Origin of the sequence: Variovorax sp. M-6 (assembly GCF_052114385.1) — a bacterium.
In the GTDB taxonomy this organism is placed as follows: domain Bacteria; phylum Pseudomonadota; class Gammaproteobacteria; order Burkholderiales; family Burkholderiaceae_C; genus Variovorax.
The window spans coordinates 1-14250 of the sequence record NZ_JBFREQ010000066.1 but is presented as its reverse complement, the minus strand read 5'-3'; the positions used below and the strand labels follow the sequence as shown (position 1 = coordinate 14250).

Sequence of the window (14250 nt, the reverse complement as noted above, 5' to 3'; positions counted from 1 at the left end):
GGCTGCGGATTCAACCGGTCGATGCAACACACTGATGACTGCCGTAGGCAGAAGGAGTGTTGCAGATGGCGTACCGGACACGAACCTACTACACAGACAGCCAGAAGGCATTGATGTGGGAGCGATGGAGGGAGGGATGGACCCTCCATCAGATCGCTCAGCTGTTTAGTCGACCGCACGCGTCGATACAGGGAATTCTGTCGCGTACTGGCGGCATACGGCCGCCGGAGCGAAGCCGTTCACCGAAGGCACTCACCCTGGGCGAGCGCGAGGAGATCTCGCGTGCCATGGTGGCTGGCTTCTCGATTCGCGCGATCGCGGTGATCCTCGGGCGAGCTCCATCCACCATCAGCCGCGAGATCAAGCGCAATGGTGGTCAGGGATGCTATCGGGCGGCCCAGGCCGACCAGGCAGCCTGGGATCGGGCTCGTCGGCCCAAGCGCCGCAAGCTGGCCGAGAACCGGCTCTTGGCGCGCATCGTCACGGAGAAGCTTCGACTGGAGTGGTCTCCGGAGCAGATTGCGGGGTGGCTCAAACACACTTACCCTTGCGATGAGAACTGCCACGTGTCACACGAGACCATCTACCGCAGCCTGTTCATTCAAGCCCGCGGGGCCTTGAAGAAGGAACTGCTGCAGCATCTGAGAAGAACGCGAGGCATGCGCCGCTCGCGCCATCACACGCAAAAGACCGACACCCACGGAAGAATCGTTGACGCCGTCTCGATCAGCGAGCGACCGGCCACGGTTGAAGATCGAGCGGTTCCTGGCCACTGGGAAGGCGACTTGCTGTTCGGAAGCGCCAACAGCCAGATCGCCACGCTGGTTGAGCGTCACAAGGGCATCGATGTCTCGACCTACTCACAGGCCAAGCTCAATGCATTGGCACGCAGGTTGAACGAGCGCCCCAGGAAGACTCTCGACTTTCAAACACCGGCTGAGATGTTCAGCCAGATCGTTGCATCGACCGGTTGAATCCGCAGCCCAAACCGGCTGTACCGCTTTCTCCAAAGCCGACGCTCAGTCGCCCATCGACTTCAGTCGGTCCCGGTCGGTAGCCTGATGCTGTCGATGGCACAGGAGTTGTTTGAGCGACCCTAGCATCACATCTGGTCAATCAGTTCGACAGCACCTACCGAAGGGGTCACCCAAACCCTGACATCGGGCGGATCGACACATGCAATTTCCGGGTCTAACGTCTCAGGCACCAGAAATATTACTTCCCATCGATGCCGCTCTTTGCGTCCAATTTTTCCAGGAGGCAAATGTCCAATACCTTTGGAAAGTAGGTATTCAGTTGCGAGTTGAAGGTACTGGGTCTCGGTCATCGTTCACAGTCCGCTTCTGGCCGAACTCTGCCGTACAGCACCGATTGCAGCGAGCTTGCGGGCAGGGGCACGTTAGGGGGTTGAGCGCGCCCAGAGCTTCCACCACGGGCGTTGTTCCGCGCAGATTTCTGCACAGCTCTCGGCCGCGTATGTTCGAGCCGAAAACATCGGCTCGACTGCGGCGTCTGGCTCGGTGGCAAGTATGAATGGGTCTTGGCCATAGCCTCGGTACGCAGCCAAAAGCTCGTCGGACTGCATTCCTGGCCGATAGCTTGAGAGGAGGAATTCATCAACTATGGCCTCTGCTGCAGCTACGGCCGCCTGGTGAGATTCGAAAACGCCCGCCGGGTTTCGCTTCGATTCGTCCATGAAGGCGTAGTTGTCGTCAACGAAGACCTTGTAGGGCATACATCAAGCGGTTGGGCGCCGCGCTGTTGTTACAACCGAGATGCTAGCCGAATGTCCGGAGTTGGCCGACTGTAGCCGGTCGGCTTCCCAGCGCGCCGGGCCCGAGGTCGACTTTCCGTCGGCTCCAAAGCGGCCGCTGGAAGCGCGATTCAGAAGCCTCCTGACAACGCCAACAGGACGCCGGTCGCTACAAAGAGGATGCATAAAAGTCCCATGCCAGCCCACCAAATGCGCGCATCGCGTCTCGCGCACCTCTTGCACGCCCGAGCCAATGTGGCGGGCCCCGGCCCACCGGCCACGCGGATGTCTACGGATTGCATGGGCCCAAGCTCGACCCCGCATCGAAAGCAGTTCCAAGACGAGCGAATCCGTTGAGCCTTGCGATGGTTATATCTGTCCCAACCAAACATGCCAAAGAACGCTGCCACAAGAAGCGCGAGGAGAATTTGGCTTGCACTCATGGAGTTGGAGGTCGATGTCGAAGGTCTGGTTCTGGCCGCGTTCTGCCGGTCACAGGACTGTTCGAGCCGACGTTCATCCGCCACGCTGAAGCTCCTTGCGCATCAAGGCATTCTGGACGGTCACACCCCGAAGCACTGGTAGTCGTCGCTCGACGACCTTGAACCCGTGGAGAGCAAAGAACGGCTCGGCAGTCGTGCTCACGTCCGACGCCAGCTCGCTCAGACCAAGCGACTTGGCCTCTTCATGGATACGAGCCATCAGCAGTGTGCCAATTCCCTGTCGCGGATGAGCGCCTGACACGAAGAAGTGGTCGACGTAGCCGCCCGGCTGAACGTCCGCATAGCCGACAATTTCGCCGCCAAGCTCAACCACGAAGGGTCGGATTTCTTGAACCTTATTCGCCCATAGGTCCATGTCAAGGTCCGCCGGCGCCCATGCCTCGACTTGCTCAGGTGAGTAGTTGCGAGAGGCGACCTCATGGATGGCCGTGAAATACACACGGAACAACGCAGCTTCATCACCAAGCCTGAACCGACGAATCTCCATGAAGTCCTCACTACGCCATAAAACTGACCACGAGTCTGTCACATCTAGCCCGTGACGCGAACGTCCGCACCTGGGCTGCATTCTGCCGATGGTCAGCTGGCTGAAACATGGAGAGCGTGGAACTGTCGAGCTGCTTCGGCGGCGTCCGGCCCAGCATTGGGTGCGGTCGCAGCGGCCGACAGCACCCCCAGGAGCCTCGCCCTCGCGCTTCCGGCCCGCTCGCCGTTGATGAGTCGGTTCAGCATCCACAAGGTGTGCTTGGTGGGTTGCCTTTCGACCGATGCAATCACTTCGTGGTCGTAGCCTTGGCCGTGAAACCGCTCAACGAAGTGAACCAGCGGACCAGGCGTACCAAAGTCCCAATCTGCGTGAGCTTCCATAAAGCGCAAGACAGGGGCGACGGCGGCGAAGCCCACGTCTGCGTTGAGCCAACTCTGAACGAGGTCGTCGCCTTGGTCGGCCAACTGCTGGTCGGACGCGATGCTTGCGAGGCTGTGGGTAACGTCGTCTGTTGTCATTTCTTGGTTCACTGGAGCTCGACCTCGAATGTCCGTTCCTGGCCGACTGTAGCCTGTCGCCTCATGGGAGCAAACGGCCCCGCGCAAGACTACATAAAGAGCTGTCCACCACGCGCGTCGGTCCGCTGCCCTTCGGCACCGCTACGCACGGAACCAAATCTTGAACGTCACATACATCGCATAGCCAAGGCCGAGCACCATCCACGCTGGGTAAAACACGTTGGCCCAGTACTCGCCAGCATGTACCGCCAAGGTGTAAATCTGCATCTTGCAGCCCCTGCCCAAGCAGGACACCTCACCCCGAAGCAGCGCGCGCAACAAGGCAAACGAGAGGCCGCACGCCACAATAGCGGTCACGAGGAATCCCACCGGCCCCACAAATCCTTGGGTGAGTTCGCCGTTCTCGTCGCGATGCCCCTTCCGGAGCAAGTTCTGCCCGAACTTGTACCAGGCAAATCCGAGCAAGAGCATCAGCGAGTAGTAGATGGCTGTACGCATATCGTCGAATCGATGTGCTGTGAGGGAGGCAGTGCGTCGACAGAATGGTATCCGGCAACAAGCGCCCATTGGCCGGCGGGAATCAGGCCTCGTCGCAGGCGCCAACCCGGCCGTCAGGAGACAGTATGCCCGTGCTTTGCCGCTTAAGGCCGTTAACTGGAGGTCGGCGTCGTGCGGCGGCTTCTGGGCCGTTAGGCGCCACGATACCAAGCGTCAGTCTTGTACTTCTCGGGGATGTCTTGCGCCGTCGGCTCATCGAAGCCGAGCGCCTCGAGCTCGTCGAACCACTGACTGCGCCGCGATTCCGGTAGCTTTCTACCGCACCAGGGACAGTGGCTTATCACGCGCATGTTCGCACCGCCGTCGTGGTTGACGAGCCCGTACTCGTCATAGCGAGCCGCATACGCAACGAGCGCATCGGGACACTCGGACAAATCCTTGTGCCGGTCACACTGAAAACTGACCTGCTCGCGCATCTCTGGGCAACAGTGACTGTTCATCGAAGTCCTTCTCGCAACGTCCGCTCCTAGGCAAATTCTGCCCTGGCCACGAATGACCGGTCCTGGCCGCTACCGGCAATCGAAGCCATGGTTCTTACGATAGAACTCAGCTTGCTCCGCGGGCATCCGTTTGAACAACACGCAGACCGTGAAGCTACCAACTTGCTTTCCGTCCTTGGTGTAGCCCCAATCAGAAATCAACGATTCGTTGAACCGCACGATTTGACCCGCTTTCACGTTTCGCACGATTTTTGGGTCGTTCGCAATCGCACCCGCAAACCCTTCGGGCAGCGCCTTGAAAGGGGTTACCCAGAAGTGTTCGGTCTTGTCTCCATCGATGACCATCACCTTCAGCTTGTAGTTGTCCGTTCCGCTTGGGGGAGCGGCAGCCAACTTTAGAAAGTCCGGTAGCGTGGTACGAGCCTGCCTCATCGCGGCAACCATCTCGGGGTCGCTTGTGCCAACAAAAACAACTTCGCTTTCGTCTCGTTGCTGCGCTGCCGCAGAGATGACAAAGGCCATCGCAAAGACGGCGATTGAAGGCATGAGGAAGCGCATGTGAGAGACCCACGAGAAAAACTATGAGATTGGAGTTTCAGGCTGCCTTGGCTCCGCCCCGATGAATGTATCTTGCGCGGGTGCCGCCGGGGTCATGATTGCTCGCGAAGACTGAGAACCGTGATGAATGTCCGCACCTGGCCGACCTCAGTCGTCCCTCAGGCCAACAACGTGAGCTGCCGGAGAACAGGGTCGGACCGAACCAGTTCGGCAACTTGTGTGGCCGCCAGGGGCATGAGGTCCGGGTAGTCATCCTGGAGATAGTCGGTCACGGCATCAGCTTCCCACGGGCCAAGCGACGTCTTGTAGTCGCAGAACTCGTCCTGAATATCACGCCAAGATGGGTAGGCCTTCTTCGACAAGAACATCGCAGTTTCGGTGTAGATGATGTGAAGAAGCATGGTGGCTGTTGAACTGAGGGCGAGGCGGGAACGTCTGGTTCTGGCCGCATCCTGCCACACCTGGGCCGGCGCCACCTGCCCCAGTGCGGATGTGCCTACCTGCTCTGCCGCCCTTGGCCGTCAGTCAATTTGGGCCGGAACCAGTCTCGCAGGACGGACTCATCTTCGGCTCGACGACATCCGGTGTGTGTGGCGTATGCGGCTCGCCATTGATGGACGAGGAAGCATGTGGGCCGAGGACTTCAAGCTTGGCGATTGACGACCAACTCGCCACTTTCTCACTACTCAACTTTGGGGATACATCAACCGAAGCAAGTGACTAACATCCGAGAAGTTTTGTCGCTTCATTCGGCGACGACGTCAGGACTTCACCACAGCAGCGCTCGCTTCAGGAGGTGGTATGAACAAGGTCGACTTGAGGGTTTACAGCAACATCGATGACGCGTTCCTCGTCTGGCGCGCTGACGAGCTTGAGGGTTGTCTCGGATTTGCAATCGAGCGCATCTGGCTGGAGACCAGAATTCCAGGGCGAGCGCTCAACACCTCTGAGTTTCTGCTCAACCGGGTTGGATTCGCGGCGGATACAGCCGCCGGACCAAATCAGCGAAACCCGTCAAACGTCTGGCCATTCCAACGGTACAACTGGACCGACCATGACCTGTCATTCGGCGACAGAGCGCGCTACCGCGTGGTGCCGATGGTGGGAGCGCCTAGCGCCTTGGGTGCGCGAGCAGATTGGGCTAGCGAATGGCTCGAGGTTGACGCAACCCAGCCAGCCTCGGGTCGCCTAAGCTGCTTCTTCAATCGACCAATGGCTGCTTCGCCTTGGATGGCTCGTATCGCGTCTGAGAAGGGCATCGAAACTTCGAGCGCTTTGGTCGCAACTGTCACCGACACGGCGAGTGAGTTCCTTCGCGACTTTTGCGGCGGCACGCTCATCTTCGCTCTGCGGAACATGTTCGACTTCGCGGATTCGAATCCAGCGATACACCTCTACGCGGCACTGTTCGAACTGGAGGACCCCGAAGTGGTGGACCGGTTTTGCCGGCTGGGACCGCGCGCACACGTTGTGTTGTCCAATGGCAGCGCGAAGCCTTCTGAGCCCGATGCGAGCGCGGAGGCCCGCAAGGCTATTCACGCCGCAGGGTGCGAAGTGGTTGACCGTATGACGTCAAATCCGAACGCAGGTGGTGACCTCGGTCACAACAAGTTCATCGTTGTTGCGGAAGGAGCAAACCCAATTCGAGTGTGGACTGGCTCGACAAACCTGACGCCGACGGGACTGTTCACGCAAGTCAACAACGCCATCCTTGTCGACAGCGAAGCACTTGCAGATCAGTATCTGGACCAGTGGAAACGCTTGGCTAGGGCCAAAAGCGAGGCTCCGTCGACCCTGAAGAAGGATAACGCTGCTCCAGACAAGGGAACCAGCGACCCGGCTACCATTCAACCATGGTTCACACCGACTGTTAAACACAATGACCTCGCGCGAATGCGCGAGCTCATCGCCGGGGCGAAGGAGGGCATCCTCTTCCTTTCGTTCATGCCCGGCGCCACCGGACCGGTAGTAGACATCCTTGAGGAACGTGCCAACGGCATGTACGTCCGGGGGGTAGTGAACCAGTTTGTGGGCGGTCCTCAGGGAAAGCTTGTTGCAACGCTCACGGGTGGAAGTAAGACAGACCCGATGGACCTTGACGCATTCACGCCTACCGGAATCAAGGAGCAGTTTGCTTTCTGGGCTAAGGAGTTCATGCGGGGCGGCAAAATTTCCGTCTTGGTGCATAGCAAAGTGATGTGCATCGACCCCTTTGGCGACCATCCGGTCGTCATCACTGGCTCGCATAACTTTTCGTCGCCCGCTTCCGAAAGCAACGATGAAAATTTCATCATTGTCGAGAATGACAAGGCAGTGGCACAGGCGTATGCCGCACACATCATCTCTGTCTACAACCACTATCGGTGGAGGCAGTACGTGGGGCTCGCCCTAGCGGACGGTGATACGCCATGGCAGGCACTGGATGACAAGGCAACCTGGCAAGGCTCAAGGGTGAGGTCACTGCGTCAAAAGGCGGAGTGGACCTTCTGGATGTAAAGCGTGGTGCTTCAACCAAGGAAGTGTCGGTAGCGCCCCTGCGCGGCACCAGGAAGCCATTGCCGCATGTCGGTCAGACCTCGCCACTGCTCGCTGCCCGAGTCAAGCAATTGCTCGCCTTGCGAACCGCGAACGCAAAGCTCTGCCCGTCCGCATTCGAGGTGCGTAGCCGAAGCCGTTGTATGACGAAATGAACCGCTGGCAACGGCAGCCATCGCAAGGGGCTTCATATGCCTGGTTGGACGTTCGTGCTGAATGTCCGGTCCTGGCCGAGGCCGTGTGTAAACGCAGGACGAAAGTGAACGGGAGCAACCCTACCGTCGCTGCTCACAGCCAAGCGTGACGAGGCGGCAGCGCGCCGTTTCTTCGAGCGCGCCATCGACCAGCACGACCTGCCCGAGACGATCACCATCGACAAGAGCGGTGCCAACACGGCCGCCGTCGTGAGAGGCCTGACGCTGACAGCGGCCTGCCCATCGAGTTGCGTCAGTCCAAGTATCTCAACAACGTCGTTGAGCGGGATCACCGCGCGATCAAACGGCGGGCGCGGCCGATGATGGGGTTCAAATCGTTCTACTCCGCGGCTCGCCTGATCGCGGGCATTGAACTCATGCACATGATCAAGAAGGGCAAGCTCTGCTGCTCAACGGGTTTGGTCGTGTCCGATGCCGACCACTTCTACAGTCTTGCCACTCGTCGAGCGACGCCAAGGTCGACCTTGACACCCCTCGACAGGCTTGTCGCGACAGAACCGGCGTTTCCATCCCTTCTAGAACTCCACGTCATGAAGCCTCGGGAGGCAGCACAATTGATCCTGTAAGCGTCACACACGACGAGGCCGCTCTCGCGGCCTCGTCGTGCGTTTTCGAGTACGTTCGATTTATCTGACTTTAATCACCTGTGGTGGCTTCCAGGTTCCATTGATAATCGAAGGCGAAGTCTCCGAGGGATAATACATCCGCATCATGGGAATGAAATCGCCTTTCGGAGTGGGCAGCCAATTCGACTCCTTGTCGGCACCGGGTGACTTGTTTTGGAAGTAAAGCGTTGTTGAACCATCAGGGTTGGCCTTTAGCTTGTCTCGGGCACTCACGGTAAACTTGTTCAGCGGATTGGGAGTGAACCACCAACCCTTGTCGATCATATAGATCGTGATTGACCAGAATCCCTTGACGGGCGGCATCTCGCCCTTTGCGAAAGTCACGGTGTACTTGTTTGCACCTGTCAGTTTTTGGCCCGAAGAATCGACTTCCGTGATGGGATAGACCGCGTCCTTTTCCTGGTTTGCAGGCCAGCCAAACGCCGCAACCGTCGCACGTTTCAAGTAGTCGCCTGGGCCATAGGTGCCGAGTCCCTTCGAAATCGCCCACCCGTTTTCGATAGAGCCCAAGTTGTTCTTGTTGGCCTCGATCTTCTTCAGCGCCGTCTGCGGGATATCTTTCAGGGCAGCCTGAATTGCTGGGGCAAGGTTGCTCAGTACGAACGCTTTGCCGGGCTCAATGCCGATTTGAGCCATGCGGGCGAGAATTGGCCCGTCTGTCGGGGCCGGTGGTGCATCCCCAGCCATCAGCTTAGCCAAGAGGTTGAAATAGCCTTCGGTACCCATGGCGAGAATGACCGATTGGGGCGCATCAGTCATACTGAAGCCAGGGTTTGGATTCACCGGCGCGGCCACAGGAGTGTAGGGCTTACCCCATGCGGACAGCGGCGTGATCTTGTTCTGAGCCTGCAACGCATTGACGATTTTGTAATCCTGTTCGCTCCCGTCGGCGTAGATGCGGCCTGCAATGATCATGTAGCGCGTTGCGGACGGAAAGTGCTTCATCCCTGCTGGAACTTCGCCTTTCCATCCCGGCGCCGTGAACAGGTAATTGGCGGCCTTCCCATCGGCCGTGCGCGTGCTCGGCGACGACTTGGAGTCCGACATCCAAAGGTCGACGACCTCAAAGATATAGTAGCGGTCACCCATGTCGGGGTGACTGAAAACTTGCGGTTCAATGAGGTCGAGCCATGCAAATGAATAGAGCGTATCGGCGTTAGGCGCTGAAATGAGGCGAAAGTCGGCGGGGGGATACTTCTCGACATTGCCGAACTGGCCGAGGGGCGCCTTGATCCCTTCCGGCTTGGCGCGGTTAGTGCTCTGGACGCGCGTGACCTCGGTCGTGATAAGCGAGTAACCATAGACGTAGGCATCCTCAGCAATTTGCCGCGCTTCTGATGGCGAGATCGACTGAGCATTTGCTGGCATCAGCGCGGACAGGCCAGCGGCCACGCCTGCGTTCAATCCGCCTAAAGTAACGGCGCGACGGGTCATCTTCATTGATTTTCTCCAATTCAATAAGTAATTTGACCTGGCAGTGTCACCCTGCGGCTGCCGAGATCGTCGGTTATGAGAATATCGCCGGGCCGCAATTCTGCATGGGGAAACTCGGCTCGAACAGAGGCGCGACGTTGCCCGCCATTCCGACCGTTGGGAGGGTAATGGCTGGTGAGCCCATTCGCCACTCATTTCGCGCCAAACGCTTGGAGATTGCGAGGGGTAACGGGCGACGCTCGAAGCAATCTTGATCGCGACTAGGGCCGGCATGTCTGATAGCGTCCGACCAGTCTCCGGCGTGAGATCTTCGCGAGCGTGGGCTGAACTGTGTTTGCCCATCAACCTCGGCGTCGGCGTTCCGGTGTTGAAGTTGGTGTCGTTCTGGAAGGGCAGGCCGACCAGGTTGCCGACCGGATTCTGCGCCAGCTTGGCCGATCCTCGGCCGACATCTCGGCGTGCGCGGCAGTGGCGCAGGCGGCCAGCGCACGGCCTCGGGTGAAGAGGCGCATTCGATCGATCTCCTTGTCGTGCATGGTGTGGGCGGCCTCGGGGTTGTGTTGGGTTGCGACTCCACTGGCACCGTGGATCGGCGCGCTTTGTGCCGACACACTTGAAGCCCTAGGAGGTTAGACTTCCGCCGTGATCGCAGCAAACCACTTTGCGCCACGCGTCGGCGCCACGCCACTGGCAGACGCGCCGCTGATCTCGGTGGCAGTGCTGGCAGGCGTTCCAGATTTCGTTCGGAGCGCGTTCGGCGAGAGGGTGCTCAGGCAAGCGCGGCAAGCGGCGATGCTGGACTTCGAGCTGATCGAGGAGAGCGACTGCTTCATTCCGCAGTGGACCATGACGACTTTCGCTGAGGCGGTGGCGCGCATGGCCGGCGAGGAGCACCTTGGCTTAAAGCTGGCGCCCCACCTCACGATCACCGACTACGGCTCCTGGGGGGAGTATCTGCTCGGCGCAGGCACGCTCGGTGCCGCGATCGCTCGAGCTGCGGCGACGATGGACTTTCATGCCAGGGGCGACGCGATGTCGCTGGATTTGATCGACGGCCGTGCGCGGATCGGCTATGTCAGTGCCGCCCGGAGGCTGGACGGATACCGGCACGTGGCCTGGGGTACCATCGGTGCGATCATCAGCCTTTGCAAGTCGTACCTGCCCTCCTCTTGGCATCCGGAGCGCATCGAAGTGAATCTTCCGGCGCCCCGCCGGTGCGCCCTCTCAGAGGACACATTTGAATGTCCCGTGGTCTTCGATGCGCCAGGGCTTGGGGTGTGGCTGGGCGCTGGCGATCTTCGCGCCGTCCCCCTTCGAGCCACCAGTAGGCTGCTCACGGTAGGGGACATGGCGCGTGAGCGCAGCGAGATCCATCACATCAGCGGACTCAAGGGCGTGGTCGCGCATCAAGTCTGGGCGCAGATCCTGACCGGAAGCGTGTCGATCGAGAGCACCGCGTGTTCGCTGGATACCAGCGTGCGCACGCTGCAGCGGGAACTAAGCCGGGAAGGCGCCGATTTCCGTACGATGGTCAACGTCTTGCGCGGCAAGCGCGCTGTGGAATTGCTGAGCGAGACAGACGCGTCGGTGACCCAGATCTCGACGGCGCTGGGTTATTCGGCGCCGGCTAATTTTGCACGCGCGTTTCAAAAGGCGATGGGTGTCGGCCCCAGCGAGTTTCGGCGTACATGGGCAAACGCTTTTGCTGACGAGAGCTTGACACCCGATTGAGCATTCCCGTCCAGCACGCAGGACGGGCGCATGTTGGGCGGGCGGGTAGGAAGTTGTCGGTAATGCTGGGAACCGTGTGCCAGTTCAGCGTGTGAAGACCGGGCTCCGGAAACCCTGCTGCGAGGATCGCAGCTTCTTGCATTCCTTGCCGTGAAGTTTGATCTCGCCGTCGTCGCTGAGCAGTTGGAACAGCGGCGTGTCCGGCCAGTCGAACAGCGCCTCCGGCCGCAGTGTTGCCAGCGCCGGTTGCTCCAGGCGCTGCGGGGCGTCGGTGCCACCCCTCCAGTGAAAGATATCGAAGCTGCCTTGGTCGGCCGTGGGCCCGCCGACGACCAAGATAGCCATGGCCACGCGTGTCATCGCGCAATCCCGCGCCCGCCAAGGTCCAGCGCAATGGCGTCGCCGAACTCTGGGGCATCGCCTTTGATCGCTTGCACCGGATTGCGCAACGGCATCGCCAGCGCCTACTAGGTTCCATGGAGTACCTGATGGAATCAGGGGAGTGGTTGTTTGACGGAAGGCTCTTTGACGGAGCACCGATTCGCTTGTTTGAAACGATGGCCGAAGCCGATGCATGTGCCGGGCAGTTGCGCCAGGAGGGCCTGGCCCATGGCGTGCAATTCATGCTCGACGCAAAGGGTAGGGTGCTCTCTGCGCGTAAAAAGCAAGCAAGGCCATCGACAAACTATGCAGGTTGACCATGTGATTGCCGTGGGTTGAGGGGACTGTGTTTGTCGGAGGCCTTCACGCCGGTTGTGTTCTTGCACCACCCGGCGCGAACGCACAGCTGAACCGCTGCTAGCTCTCGCTGGCAGTGGGCCACGACTTGGCCCCCGAGGCATCAATTCCCGAGTGGAAGCACAAGCGTCGCGAACACGGCGTAGCCCGAGACGCGGTTCTGTGCCCAGAACTCGTAATAGGCGCGCACGTTGGCATACGCCGGCAAACCGGCGACCTTGAATGCGTACCCGACTTCCGGTCCGATGGCGGCGACACGGGACTTGAACGGCCCTAGCCTGGCGCCTGAGCCGCTGTCTCCGGTCAGCTGGTAGTACACGTACCCGGCAAGCCCGACCTCCCAGTTGGCCGAGAGGAACTGCGACGCCGCCCAGTCAATGTGCGAGTCCACGCCGTTCTTGTACTTGGTGTCTGAGTTCTCCCAGTTGTAGGTGAGGCCTCCCACGACCGAGAACTCGCGTCCACTCTGCGGGTCGAGGTAGGTGTAGCCGCCGCCCGTATCGAAGGCCGCATGCCCGATGCCGATGTTCGCGAGCCGCTTGCTGTCGTAGGCGCCCACGGGGATGTCCCCCGTTGCGTAGGTCATCCAGTTGTGCACGCCCTGCGTCCAGGCGATGCTCACCACCGGGTACAAGTCGGTAAAGCCGTTGACCGTATCGGTGCGGTTCAGCTGCACGCCGAGGGCGGAGGTGGAGATGTCCGCCTTCGTTGAGTTTCTTCCGTAGCCGAATCCGACCCCCAGCGAGGGCTGGCCCCCCAGCCACTTCGTCTCGGGCGCATAGCTCGGCTGCGCGAGCAGCAACGCCACGTCCGAGTTCACGCCGGCCGATACGGTGTTGCCTCGCGGCAGCAACTTGCCGCCCGAGGCGCTGCCGCTGTAGCCGTAGCCCATTGTCGTGAACGACCAGCCGGGCGTGGCTGGCATGGCCGACAGGCTCGAGTACTGCCCCGAGAACCAGAAGGGCACACCGCCCTCGTCGGCGTGCGCGTGAGCTGCGGACAGCGCCAGCGCCGCGCAGAGAAGGCGGAGGGGCGCGATGGACGTGTGAGATGTCATGAGCTGGGGCAATAGTGCGAACAAGCGCAATCTGAGATCGCGGGACGCTTGCGTGGGGCTTAGCAGTTGCTGCCGAGTTCGGTCTTGCTTTCGCGTACCGGCTTGATGTCGCGGGACATCAGAGGCGTGATCACCCGGCGGGTGAACTTGCGCAGATCGGCATCGGTGTCCTCGCCGTTCCACGAGACCTCGAAGGACATCTCGCCGCGCGGCAAGGTCCAGCGTTCGATCTTGATGTGATCCGCCTCGATGCGCAGGACCTGGCTGGTGCAGCCGAAAGGCTTTGCCGCAAATCGGGCCGGCAGTACCTTCTCAAGCGAACCGCCGGCATCACAACTGCGCGAATAGCTCTTCTTCGGCAGGCCTTCCGCGGTGAAGCCGATGTCGACCTCGGTCTTGTGCTTCGTGTGCGGCTCGAACGGGCAGCGCCAGGTGGCGAGCGCACCGCTGGCCGGGAACGGGGCATTGCTCCGCACCTTGTACATCGCCTCGGTCCGCTGTCCGAAGCTGCGTTCCCGGGCGATGGCGCGGGAGCCCGGCGGCACGTCGGTCGGTTGCACCACCGAGAAATAGCGGACAGTGAAGGACTTCCGCTTGCCGCGCGGGAGATCGAGCAGGGTCACAACCTCCTCCATGCTTCGCGGACCGCCTTGCGACGGGTCCCAGCGGATCGCGAACTCTGCGCCGCTGGCGCCGTCGGCGGCGAGTGCCACTTGCGCCAGCAGCGGCCACGTCGCCGCGGCGACCAGTGTTCGGCCAACGATCGCGGTCGTTGATGCCATTCAGGTCTTCCTTCCCTTGTGCTTCTTCGACTTGTCCGCCATGCTTTCGCCGCCGACGTCGTGGAGCACCAGCTGGTGCGGATCGAGCTGGCGCTTCTGCAGGTCGTGGAGCAGGCCCGCATCGCTGAGGTCGATCTTGTGCGAGGACTCCCAGTCGCGTTGCGCGGTTTCCTCCAGCCGCTGCACCGTGCCCGGGTGGTCGGTCTCGATCGCCAGTTCGCGCCGGCCGTCGAAGCTGCCCGGCGCCAGGTTGATCGAGCCGACGATCGCGCGCTCGCCATCGGCCAGCATCATCTTGGCGTGCAGCTTCAGGTG

16 protein-coding genes and 1 pseudogene are annotated in these 14250 nt (G+C 60.5%); 5 read left to right on the top strand and 12 right to left on the bottom strand.

The window, feature by feature from the left end; all coding sequences use genetic code 11:
- The first annotated feature begins 65 nt into the window (after positions 1 to 65).
- Positions 66 to 974, top strand: coding sequence for an IS30 family transposase (locus tag AB4Z46_RS34535; RefSeq protein ID WP_442288064.1), 909 nt, complete (start codon positions 66 to 68; stop codon positions 972 to 974).
- Between the two features lie 128 nt (positions 975 to 1102).
- Here the strand turns inward: AB4Z46_RS34535 and AB4Z46_RS34530 are convergent, their stop codons facing one another.
- The 7 genes from AB4Z46_RS34530 to AB4Z46_RS34500 all read right to left on the bottom strand — a co-directional run bounded on the left by AB4Z46_RS34530 (position 1103) and on the right by AB4Z46_RS34500 (position 5218).
- Complete coding sequence (locus AB4Z46_RS34530; RefSeq protein ID WP_442288063.1) at positions 1103 to 1327, bottom strand: hypothetical protein; 225 nt, start codon at positions 1325 to 1327, stop codon at positions 1103 to 1105.
- 942 nt (positions 1328 to 2269) lie between these two features.
- Positions 2270 to 2743, bottom strand: a complete 474-nt coding sequence (locus AB4Z46_RS34525) for a GNAT family N-acetyltransferase (RefSeq protein WP_442288062.1) — start codon at positions 2741 to 2743, stop codon at positions 2270 to 2272.
- Between the two features lie 92 nt (positions 2744 to 2835).
- Positions 2836 to 3273 carry a hypothetical protein gene (locus AB4Z46_RS34520; RefSeq protein ID WP_442288061.1) on the bottom strand — a complete coding sequence of 146 codons (438 nt, stop codon included), beginning with the start codon at positions 3271 to 3273 and terminating at the stop codon, positions 2836 to 2838.
- Between the two features lie 129 nt (positions 3274 to 3402).
- The gene (locus AB4Z46_RS34515; RefSeq protein WP_442288060.1) at positions 3403 to 3759 is read right to left on the bottom strand and encodes a hypothetical protein; all 357 of its coding nucleotides are present in this window, start codon (positions 3757 to 3759) and stop codon (positions 3403 to 3405) included.
- A 191-nt stretch (positions 3760 to 3950) separates the two neighbouring features.
- Entirely contained in the window at positions 3951 to 4259 is a 309-nt protein-coding gene (locus tag AB4Z46_RS34510) for a DUF6980 family protein (RefSeq protein WP_442288059.1), read from the bottom strand.
- Between the two features lie 69 nt (positions 4260 to 4328).
- Positions 4329 to 4817: a YegJ family protein gene (locus AB4Z46_RS34505; RefSeq protein ID WP_442288058.1), complete on the bottom strand. Its 489-nt coding sequence runs from the start codon at positions 4815 to 4817 to the stop codon at positions 4329 to 4331.
- A gap of 158 nt (positions 4818 to 4975) precedes the next feature.
- Positions 4976 to 5218, bottom strand: a complete 243-nt coding sequence (locus AB4Z46_RS34500) for a hypothetical protein (protein WP_442288057.1) — start codon at positions 5216 to 5218, stop codon at positions 4976 to 4978.
- A 400-nt stretch (positions 5219 to 5618) separates the two neighbouring features.
- Here AB4Z46_RS34500 and AB4Z46_RS34495 point away from each other — a divergent pair, with 400 nt between their 5' ends.
- Both AB4Z46_RS34495 and AB4Z46_RS34490 read left to right on the top strand, forming a co-directional pair.
- A complete protein-coding gene (locus tag AB4Z46_RS34495) occupies positions 5619 to 7313 on the top strand; it encodes a phospholipase D-like domain-containing protein (RefSeq protein WP_442288056.1) in 1695 nt (564 codons plus the stop codon).
- Between the two features lie 305 nt (positions 7314 to 7618).
- A pseudogene (locus AB4Z46_RS34490) lies at positions 7619 to 8004 on the top strand (IS6 family transposase); the annotation flags it as partial.
- A 189-nt stretch (positions 8005 to 8193) separates the two neighbouring features.
- On the opposite strand, the gene AB4Z46_RS34485 reads toward AB4Z46_RS34490, so the two are convergent.
- Positions 8194 to 9633 (bottom strand): DUF1254 domain-containing protein, encoded by a 1440-nt coding sequence (locus AB4Z46_RS34485; RefSeq protein WP_442288055.1) that lies wholly within the window; start codon positions 9631 to 9633, stop codon positions 8194 to 8196.
- Positions 9634 to 10269: 636 nt separating this feature from the next.
- Here AB4Z46_RS34485 and AB4Z46_RS34480 point away from each other — a divergent pair.
- Entirely contained in the window at positions 10270 to 11358 is a 1089-nt protein-coding gene (locus AB4Z46_RS34480; RefSeq protein ID WP_442288054.1) for an AraC family transcriptional regulator ligand-binding domain-containing protein, read from the top strand.
- 84 nt (positions 11359 to 11442) lie between these two features.
- Here AB4Z46_RS34480 and AB4Z46_RS34475 read toward each other — a convergent pair whose 3' ends face one another.
- Entirely contained in the window at positions 11443 to 11718 is a 276-nt protein-coding gene (locus AB4Z46_RS34475) for a hypothetical protein (RefSeq protein WP_442288053.1), read from the bottom strand.
- On the opposite strand from AB4Z46_RS34475, the gene AB4Z46_RS34470 reads away from it, so the two are divergent.
- Complete coding sequence (locus AB4Z46_RS34470; RefSeq protein WP_442288052.1) at positions 11712 to 12056, top strand: hypothetical protein; 345 nt, start codon at positions 11712 to 11714, stop codon at positions 12054 to 12056. The two genes, AB4Z46_RS34475 and AB4Z46_RS34470, sit on opposite strands and share 7 nt — an antisense overlap.
- Positions 12057 to 12199: 143 nt before the next feature.
- On the opposite strand, the gene AB4Z46_RS34465 is transcribed toward AB4Z46_RS34470, so the two are convergent.
- The 3 genes from AB4Z46_RS34465 to AB4Z46_RS34455 all read right to left on the bottom strand — a co-directional run.
- On the bottom strand, positions 12200 to 13153 hold the full coding sequence (locus AB4Z46_RS34465; RefSeq protein WP_442288051.1) for a SphA family protein: 954 nt from the start codon (positions 13151 to 13153) through the stop codon (positions 12200 to 12202).
- A gap of 59 nt (positions 13154 to 13212) precedes the next feature.
- Positions 13213 to 13866 (bottom strand): hypothetical protein, encoded by a 654-nt coding sequence (locus AB4Z46_RS34460; protein ID WP_442288050.1) that lies wholly within the window; start codon positions 13864 to 13866, stop codon positions 13213 to 13215.
- A gap of 69 nt (positions 13867 to 13935) precedes the next feature.
- A partial coding sequence (locus tag AB4Z46_RS34455) for a phospholipase D-like domain-containing protein (protein WP_442288049.1) occupies positions 13936 to 14250 on the bottom strand: 315 nt, incomplete at its 5' end.

Coding starts and splice junctions, on each gene's coding strand:
- AB4Z46_RS34535 (WP_442288064.1), top strand. CDS start 66: ATGGCGTACCGGACACGAACCTACTACACAGACAGCCAGAAGGCATTG.
- AB4Z46_RS34530 (WP_442288063.1), bottom strand. CDS start 1,327: ATGACCGAGACCCAGTACCTTCAACTCGCAACTGAATACCTACTTTCC.
- AB4Z46_RS34525 (WP_442288062.1), bottom strand. CDS start 2,743: ATGGAGATTCGTCGGTTCAGGCTTGGTGATGAAGCTGCGTTGTTCCGT.
- AB4Z46_RS34515 (WP_442288060.1), bottom strand. CDS start 3,759: ATGCGTACAGCCATCTACTACTCGCTGATGCTCTTGCTCGGATTTGCC.
- AB4Z46_RS34510 (WP_442288059.1), bottom strand. CDS start 4,259: ATGAACAGTCACTGTTGCCCAGAGATGCGCGAGCAGGTCAGTTTTCAG.
- AB4Z46_RS34505 (WP_442288058.1), bottom strand. CDS start 4,817: ATGCGCTTCCTCATGCCTTCAATCGCCGTCTTTGCGATGGCCTTTGTC.
- AB4Z46_RS34500 (WP_442288057.1), bottom strand. CDS start 5,218: ATGCTTCTTCACATCATCTACACCGAAACTGCGATGTTCTTGTCGAAG.
- AB4Z46_RS34495 (WP_442288056.1), top strand. CDS start 5,619: ATGAACAAGGTCGACTTGAGGGTTTACAGCAACATCGATGACGCGTTC.
- AB4Z46_RS34485 (WP_442288055.1), bottom strand. CDS start 9,633: ATGAAGATGACCCGTCGCGCCGTTACTTTAGGCGGATTGAACGCAGGC.
- AB4Z46_RS34475 (WP_442288053.1), bottom strand. CDS start 11,718: ATGACACGCGTGGCCATGGCTATCTTGGTCGTCGGCGGGCCCACGGCC.
- AB4Z46_RS34465 (WP_442288051.1), bottom strand. CDS start 13,153: ATGACATCTCACACGTCCATCGCGCCCCTCCGCCTTCTCTGCGCGGCG.